The organism is Bacteroidota bacterium (genome assembly GCA_013696965.1).
Lineage (GTDB): Bacteria > Bacteroidota > Bacteroidia > JACCXN01 > JACCXN01 > JACCXN01.
In genome coordinates, this window is the sequence record JACCXN010000013.1 from 1 (window position 1) to 8,676 (window position 8,676).

Consider the following 8,676-nt stretch of genomic DNA (forward strand, 5'->3'; position numbering starts at 1 on the left):
ATCTTCGCTTGACTGACAGTTTGAATTTAATTGAAATAAAAAGACTGTTTGAAGAGTATGGCTTTTTAGGATATGACAAAGTTGGCAAAAGTAGCTCTAAGAACTTTTGGCTTCTTGTTCAGCACGCTGACAAAAATCCTGAATTTCAATTAGAAGTATTAAAATCAATGAAACTTGCCGCTGACAGCGCAAACGCTTCTTTGATTGACTTTGCATATTTAATTGACAGAGTAAAAGTTAATACGGGACAACTGCAAATTTTTGGAACACAAATGCAATTAAATGACAATAAAACTTCTTATGAACCAAAACCACTTCTCGACACAGAAAATGTTAACTTGAAAAGGAAGGAAGTTGGATTAAATACAATAGAAGAATATATTAAAATAATGAATGACCGCTATTATGGAACAATTACAAAATAAATTTTTTTTTCCCCAGCACTGGTTATTATCTGTAATTCATGTTCAATGAAATTAAAACTTATTTGAAAATGTTTATCCATGTAAGGTATATCTCCTGTTGTGAGACCAAAAGGATTTACGAATAAGGCAACGTGCCAGGAATGGTTTATCCATGGGAGCTGAGTTAATTTTATTTTACCTGCAATTTACGACCAAAGATGAATAGTCTTATAGGTTTCATTTCCTGTTTCAAAGGATAATTCCGGCCATATTTCCATTTTATTCTTTTTAAAAAAAATTATTTTTCCTTCCTTATCTAAGTTAACTAAACCCTCAGACTTTTTATATGTATATAATTTGATTTTTAAAGGTCATCCCGATTTATCGGGATAACCATGTTATATTCATTAGTGTTTGCGCACGTTTGGTGCATGGCTATTTCATATGTATATAATTTGTTTTTTAATAGTCATATGGTATAGCCATGATATATTCATTAGTGTTTGCGCACGTTTGGTGCATGGCTATTTCATATGTATATAATTTGTTTTTTAATAGTCATCCCGATTTATCGGGATAGCCATGATATATTCATTAGTGTTTGCGCACGTTTGGTGCATGGCTATTTCATACTATTAAATTTACAATTATTGTTTGTGCAAACTTCTTACACTTTTAATCTTTGATGGATTTTAGAACAATATTACATTGTTTTCATTTCCTCATTTATTCCAGGCAATGTTTTAACAAATTGCTTCCAACCAAAGTGTGCAATCTCTGGAACTTTTTTTAGCTTTACAGCTTAAATAACGGAAATCCTTTACTCATCGATAATGCTATCAAGAATTTTTTTGGTTCTGTTTTTAGCTTTAAATGCTTGTTTTTGTTTTGGACAAACATCTGTTTCCGGGATAGTGAGAGATAGCCTTACTAAAAAGCCTTTGATAAATGCCCATGTAATAATTGAGGGCACAGACACTGGAGTTTCTACAGATAATGAAGGAAAATTTGATTTGATCCTGACTCCATCCTTAAGCAAAATTACAGTCTCATACCTTGGTTATAAAACAGCTTCGAAAACAATAATTCAAAACAAAAAACAAGAAGTGAATTTTCATTTGGCTCCCTTAACTGAAAACCTCAAGGAAGTAAGCATAAGTGATAGACCGGGAGAAAAATACAGGAACAAGGGCAATCCTGCAGTGGATTTAATAAGAAAGGTAATTGACAGGAAAGAGCAAAACAATTACGCTAATTATGAATATTATCAAACCAACAAATACACCAAAACCTACCTTGCCTTTAGTGAGGTTACAGAAAAGTTCATAAATAAAAAGGAGTTTAAGCACTTTAAATTTATTTTCAATAATGTGGATACGGTTTATTTTAACAATACCCCCGTTGTTCCTTTTTTTATCAAAGAACATGCAAGCAATATAAAAAGCAGACTTTCGCCCAGATTTACAAAAGAAGTTATTCAAGGTGAAAAAACTGTAGATTTTGGCAATTTCATGGATAAGGCTGGAATGGACAAATATTTCTTGTTTTTATATTCAGAAGTTAATATTTATGAGGACAATATATTTTTGCTCTCGAATACCTTTATTAGCCCGGTTTCCAATCTGGGCCCTACTTTTTATAAATATTACATCATTGATACAATTTCTGAAAACGGATCCTCATGGGTAAAAATGTCTTTTGAACCACGCAATAAAACAGATCAACTGTTTTTAGGCGAATTCAATATTGCACTCGATAGCAGCTATGCTATTACCAAAATAGAAATGACTGTGAGCCGCGATATTAATTTAGGATGGGTAAAGAGCTTGTATATTAATAAGGAATATGCCAAGGATAAAGATGGCATATATTTTCCTTCAAGGGATGAATTTATTGCTGATTTTGCATATAAAAAAGGATTTGTAGGATTGTTGGGCCATAAGACTTCGCTTTATTCAAATATTGAAATAAATAAACCCATTGATGATGAAATTTTTAAAGGAGAAAAGATTGAATTATTAGAAAATGCCGGCAAGCAGGATGGAGATTTCTGGAATGAAAACAGGGCTGAAGAATTAAGTGGAGCCGAACAAACTATTTATACAAATGTGGATAGCCTTAAAAACAGCAAGGAATTCCAAAGAATGATGAAACTTTTGGCCATGTCCATCAATATACATTATACTGTTGGTGCTATTGAGATAGGCCCTTTTAATTCACTTTTCAGCCACCACCCCATAGAGGGTTACAGATTGCGGATTGGGGGAAGAACAACTCCTGAATTCAACAATAAAATCAATTTACAGGGATACCTGGCCTATGGTTTTTTTGATGAACGGTTCAAATACAGCATTAGTTCCAAAATATCGCTCGGGAACAATGGTTTTAACCAATTTCCAATTAAAGCACTCCGAATAAATTACCGGAGCGATATATTAATCCCCGGGCAAGAGTTACAGTTAGTTGACCATGACAATATTTTTTTTTCCGTAAAGAGGGGCCCAATGGACAAGTGGCTGTTCAGTAAAAATTTCAACGCTGAATATTTAAGTGAATATCACAGTAATTTTTCCTTTGCTATTGGCATAAGAAACTGGCAACAAAGTCCCCTTGGAACGCTTGCATTTTTCTCTAATGTAGAGGATGATTTTTTAGAACAACCTAGTATTACAACCTCTGAAGTTAGTTTGAAATTCCGCTGGGCTCCGGGAGAAACCTTTTATGAGAGCAGATTCAATAGAATTAGACTGCCCAATAAAGCCCCTGCATTTACTTTTAAAATTACCAGGGGCATACAAGGATTAGCTGGGAGTGGTTACAATTACACCAATCTGAACCTGAATATTATCAAAAGAGTATTTGTATCACAATTTGGTTATTCTGATTTAAGTGTTGAAGCAGGGAAAATATACGGTCAGGTTCCATTTCCTTTATTGTTTGTTCATTCCTCCAGTCAAACTTATATTTTTGCTGAAAAGTCATACAACATGCTTGATTTCTTTGAATTCACAAGCGATCAGTACATACAATTTTTTGGCAATCACACCTTCAATGGCTTTTTTTTAAATAAAATACCTCTGTTCAAAAAGTTGCATTGGAGAGAAAATTTTGGCTTCAGGGGATTATATGCTTCCATGACTGACCAAAATAACCCTGACATTACTCCAGGCCTGTTAAAACTGCCTACTGATTCCCATGGAAACAGCAGTACATTTTCTTTAAAAAATGGTATTCCTTATATGGAGGCTTCAATTGGCATTTCCAATATTTTCCGTGTATTAAGGGTGGATTTAGTAAAGCGTTTATCCTATAACTACAATCCGGAGGCCTCTGTGTATGGAATTAGGGCTGGATTTAAAGTTGTTTTTTAAATTTATGCTGCAGGAATTTCTTATTTTGTCTTTTACAAATGGAAACATAACAGGTTTTCAAACTATAAAATTCAGTCGCGATTTCCAGGCAGTAAAATGATTTCCAAAGAAATAAAGTATTCCATATATACAGTGCAACAAGTTGGCTTGTTTTTAAATTTCATGAAATAGGCCTTACAAAATTTATTTTGACATAAATGCAATTGGTTACCCCTACTTCTTTTTAAGCATACTTGGTTTGGTTATAATTAACGATACTTATTTTTATTGGACGCACCGCTTTATGCAATTAAATAAAAAAAACTGTGTGCTTTTCATAAAAAAAATCCAAATTACCGAGCCACTGTGAGGAAAAAACCTATTCCTTAAGTTTGTTTTGTTCTAATCAAACTTTTTTAAATATTTAATCATTTTGCTGTAAAGCAATCCTTCGTCAATTGGCTTTGAAATGTAATCATTCATCCCAATGCTTTTGCAATTCTCCACATCAATTATTTAATAAAAACTTTCCAACTACTATTTTGATTGAAAATTTGCTGTTTATATTTTATTTCGTTTACTTTGTAATTCAAAGTACTTTTAAACAATAAAAATTAAAGAATAACAAAATCACACCAATTATGAAAAACAAAAGACTATTCATTATTTTAACAACAGTAGCAATTTTATTGCTTATTCCGTTCATAGCAATGCGGTTCACAGCTGAAGTGAACTGGACTCTATCCGATTGTGTTGTAATGGGCGCCCTACTACTAGGAACCAGTCTCTTATGTGAGCTTGTACTAAGGAAGGTGGAAAGAATTAAACACCGAATTGCAATCTGTGGTGTTATTCTGGTGGTGTTCTTCCTTATTTGGGCAGAGCTTGCAGTGGGTCTTTTCGGGACACCTTTTGCCGGATCTTAGCAAGTGAAAGACATAAATTCACAATGAACTGCTATATTTGAATTTATTAGTCATCCTTTATTTTATGCGTTCAACATACTCGCTGGTATCTATGTTGATTTTTAACTTATCCCCAATGTTAATAAATATAGGAACCTGTATTTGTATACCACCTTCTACTTCGGCCATCTTTAACAATTTACCTCTTGAATCCTCGGTATAAATAACCTCTAATTCGGTATACTTTGGTAAGCTGCCCTGTACGGGTTTATCATTTTCATCAAAACGGATAATAAGAATCATTCCTTCCTGTAAAAAAGCTATTGCATCGCCAAATAATATTTTAGGTATGCTTAATTGCTCGAAGTTTTCCTGGTTCATACAAACCAAACTATCGCCTTCCTGATATAGGTATTGCATTTCAATAGCTTCAACTCTAATAAAATCTACTTTTTCACCTGAACGAAATCTCAATTCACTTTGCTTTCCTGTTTCAACATTGCGGCATTTAACCGAGTATATCGCATTTCCTTTCCCTGGTGTGATGTGATCATAATCAAGCACAATTAACAATTCGTTGTTGTATCTTAAAAAAGAACCTTTTGAAATATCTGATGTAGTAGCCATAATATAATTTAATTGCCTCCGAATATACTACCAACAAATGACATCACAAAATTAAGCATGAAATATTTTGTGGTAGAGAAAGCTTCTTATAGGGCAAAATGGAACATTGGCGGAAAGTTCCATTTTTAGTAGCCCGGGAATTTTGTGTAACAGTATCATATGCCTGCAACAGTTATGTGGATACTGCTCAATTAATTCTCTCATTAAAACAAATCGTATTTTCAATTGTGTTGGCTTAGCAAATGAACAAAACAATATACTAATAAGTGATTTTGGTACATGCTTTTGATAAGTGTTTGATTTTAGATTTCATTAAAGAAATTAGGCAGTACAACAATTAGAGTAATCAGGATAAAACAAAAAGTGTAAATTTGAGGCAGGATTAAATACAAAGTGTAAACTAATTTCAGGACAAAACAAAACGTTCTCCCCGCCTTATAAGGCACAAATTAATTGCAAGACAGCGTAAGCAAATCGAATTAACACATTATCACAATGGGGAAAAAAAAGGAGTTATCAGAAGAACAAGGTGAAGCACTACTAAGTGCGTTAAAAAAACGTTTTGAAAAAAACATGAGCCGCCATAAAGGTTATGAATGGGCTAAAATACAAGCAAAGCTAAAAGCTAATCCTGATAAACTATGGTCGCTCAATGAAATGGAAAGAACTGGCGGTGAACCGGATGTTGTAGATAACGATAAAAAGACGGGGGAATACATTTTTTATGATTGTTCAGAAGAAAGTCCCAAAGGCCGCAGAAGTGTTTGTTACGACCAGGAAGCCCTGAATTCAAGAAAAGAACATAAACCAGAAAACAGTGCGGTTGGTATGGCAGAGGAAATGGGCATTGAACTATTAACGGAAGAACAATATAGAGCTTTGCAGAAATTTGGAAATTTCGATACCAAAACATCCACTTGGGTGAAAACACCTTCTGAGATTAGAAAGCTCGGTGGCGCCCTTTTTGCTGATTTCCGATATGACAATGTATTCGTGTATCACAACGGTGCCTCCTCTTACTATGCTGTTAGGGGGTTTCGTGGCTTGCTAAGGGTTTAAGTAGTGTTTTTAAATTTGCATAAAATAAGGTATGAATAGAATTATTATTATCCTCCCCGACTGATTATTTTCTCCTTTAAATAGTATATTTTGATATCTTTACTCCTATTAATTTAAACAAAACAAATATGAAAAAACACCTTTTACTGGTTATGGTTGCTTTTGCCATGATGGCTTGCAATGAACAAAAAGTTGAAATTACACAAGAAGCTCCTGTTTACGATTGGGAAGATAAATCCGTATTTGCTTCTTCAGATTTAATTGATCATTATGATAAAGAAACAGATGAAAGCAGACATGTTAATCCACAACTTGCAGAATGGCTTTTAACGGATGCCGTTACAAATGAAAATGCAGAATTTTTTGACGCAGGTAGTTTTGATTCAGATAATATTAATAATAAGGATAATAAACCCTTAACAAAAGAAGAGTTATCTGAAATACTTAATAGAGTAAGAACAGTTCAGGTTGAGAATCCTAAAAAGCCAGGCACGTACTTTCAAGTTACAGATACAATGACAGTTGAGCCGCGAGATATTATTCAGATTTTAACAAAGGAAGAATGGAGCATGAATAAAAGCACAATGAGTTTAAATAAAAAAGTAACACTGATGGCTCCTATTATAGCTACTTATGATGAAGAAGGCGCGGAAAGAGGAAAAAGGATTTTGTTTTGGATAAAGATGAAATAAAATATAAAAACAAAACAGAAAAGCCTGGAAGTAATTCCGGGCTTTTCTGTTTTAATAAAGTGGAAATTGTTTTTAGCAATATTAGATAGGGTTAATAACCTGACTTAGGAATAAAGAATAATAAAATTGAATAAATATGAATTCCATTTGAATTATATATTTCAGCATCAAACTCTTAATTATGGATTAATAAGAAAATTGCTACCCCGAAAAAAAAATTATATTAAATCTCAACTTTAGTCCATAGAAATTATCAAACTTACAATCTGCTTAAATGTGGAAATATTTTCCTAACGTGTGGAATTAATGGCAAGTGCAATGTTAACTTAACGTTAAGAAGTCAATTTGGTTCCTACCCTATTTACCCTGCCATTTTTTTTCAATTCCCCGTATTTTAGCTAAAATTGGGTTAAAAGGGCCATGTTCCTTTATGTTATGATATTGTTAACATTGTTAAATCGATGTTTTTACTGCGTTTTATTCTCAATTTTTGCAAAACAATTAGAAAAAAACAAATAATAACGAATACACGATTTAACATGAAAAAAAATAATTTAAATAGAAAAAGACTCCATCATTTCAGGATAAAATTTATTGTCCTATTAACAGTATTGCTGATCTCAATTGGAGGAGTTACCGGTCAGGAAAAAGGGGATAAAATACCGGATCCTAGTGTTTCATCTAATCCTTTAGATACTTCTACTGTAAAAACTGAAAAAAAGAAGGAATGGTTTGAAAAAATATCTATCCGGGGCTATGCGCAGGTCAGGTATAACAGGCTTCTGGAAACCAACCCTTTATTAAGCTGTGACCAATGCGACAAATCCTGGGGTGAGAACGGAGGTTTCTTTATAAGACGAACCCGGATCATCTTTTATGGGAATGTACACGATAGGGTTTACATTTATATTCAACCCGATTTTGCTTCAGCAATAAGTTCCACTGGCCTACACTACGTTCAATTAAGAGATGCTTATTTTGACCTGTTTTTGGACAATAATAAAGAATTCAGGTTTAGGGTAGGCCAGAGTAAAGTGCCATACGGTTTTGAAAACCTTCAATCCAGCCAAAACAGGATCCCATTAGATCGTCATGATGCTTTAAACAGTGCTGTTGCTAATGAACGTGACCTTGGAGTATATTTTTATTATACACCAAAAAAAATTCGTGAAAGATTCAAGGATTTAGTTAGTTCAGGATTAAAAGGATCTGGAGATTATGGGGTGCTTGGATTGGGTATTTACAATGGACAAACCGCCAATAAGCCTGAAGCGAATAATTCAGCACACTATGTTTACAGGTTAACCTATCCTTTTATGCTTAACAATGGACAATTTATTGAGGCAAGTGTTCAGGGATATCATGGTAATGTGGTTATTAATCGCACACAAACAAATGGTGTATCCAATGAGTTTTTTGAAAGAAGAGTAGCGGGCACCTTGGTTTATTATCCTCAGCCTTTGGGATTTCAAGCTGAATTTACAATGGGCAACGGCCCCGAATTTAATTCAGCAACTAAGAATGTTGAGAACCAGGACTTATATGGAGGTTACGCTCAAACCATGTACATGCTAAAAGCAGGTAAACAGCTAATTATACCCTTTGCAAGATGGCACTATTATAAAGGGGGTAAAAAACA

The 8,676-nt window shown here is 33.7% G+C and carries 7 protein-coding genes; 6 read left to right on the forward strand and 1 reads right to left on the reverse strand.

Annotation, left to right across the window (positions count from 1 at the left end; all coding sequences use genetic code 11):
- The 3 genes from H0V01_02585 to H0V01_02595 form a co-directional block, all read left to right on the forward strand.
- Positions 1-425, forward strand: a 425-nt coding sequence (locus H0V01_02585; GenBank protein MBA2582257.1) for a hypothetical protein, incomplete at its 5' end; no start/stop codon positions are given.
- A gap of 812 nt (positions 426-1,237) precedes the next feature.
- Positions 1,238-3,775, forward strand: a complete 2,538-nt coding sequence (locus H0V01_02590; GenBank protein ID MBA2582258.1) for a carboxypeptidase-like regulatory domain-containing protein — start codon at positions 1,238-1,240, stop codon at positions 3,773-3,775.
- A 620-nt stretch (positions 3,776-4,395) separates the two neighbouring features.
- Entirely contained in the window at positions 4,396-4,680 is a 285-nt protein-coding gene (locus H0V01_02595; protein MBA2582259.1) for a hypothetical protein, read from the forward strand.
- Between the two features lie 57 nt (positions 4,681-4,737).
- On the opposite strand, the gene efp is transcribed toward H0V01_02595, so the two are convergent.
- On the reverse strand, positions 4,738-5,286 hold the full coding sequence (efp, locus tag H0V01_02600) for an elongation factor P (protein MBA2582260.1): 549 nt from the start codon (positions 5,284-5,286) through the stop codon (positions 4,738-4,740).
- Positions 5,287-5,781: 495 nt separating this feature from the next.
- Between efp and H0V01_02605 the strand changes: the two genes are divergently transcribed.
- The 3 genes from H0V01_02605 to H0V01_02615 form a co-directional block, all read left to right on the forward strand.
- Positions 5,782-6,345 (forward strand): DUF4256 domain-containing protein, encoded by a 564-nt coding sequence (locus tag H0V01_02605; GenBank protein MBA2582261.1) that lies wholly within the window; start codon positions 5,782-5,784, stop codon positions 6,343-6,345.
- 128 nt (positions 6,346-6,473) lie between these two features.
- Positions 6,474-7,037, forward strand: a complete 564-nt coding sequence (locus tag H0V01_02610) for a hypothetical protein (GenBank protein MBA2582262.1) — start codon at positions 6,474-6,476, stop codon at positions 7,035-7,037.
- Between the two features lie 539 nt (positions 7,038-7,576).
- A partial coding sequence (locus H0V01_02615) for a porin (protein MBA2582263.1) occupies positions 7,577-8,676 on the forward strand: 1,100 nt, incomplete at its 3' end.

Bases quoted from the DNA above. Each gene is read 5' to 3' on its own strand.
- H0V01_02595 (MBA2582259.1), top strand. From the start codon at position 4,396: ATGAAAAACAAAAGACTATTCATTATTTTAACAACAGTAGCAATTTTA.
- H0V01_02610 (MBA2582262.1), top strand. From the start codon at position 6,474: ATGAAAAAACACCTTTTACTGGTTATGGTTGCTTTTGCCATGATGGCT.
- H0V01_02590 (MBA2582258.1), top strand. From the start codon at position 1,238: ATGCTATCAAGAATTTTTTTGGTTCTGTTTTTAGCTTTAAATGCTTGT.
- efp (MBA2582260.1), bottom strand. From the start codon at position 5,286: ATGGCTACTACATCAGATATTTCAAAAGGTTCTTTTTTAAGATACAAC.
- H0V01_02605 (MBA2582261.1), top strand. From the start codon at position 5,782: ATGGGGAAAAAAAAGGAGTTATCAGAAGAACAAGGTGAAGCACTACTA.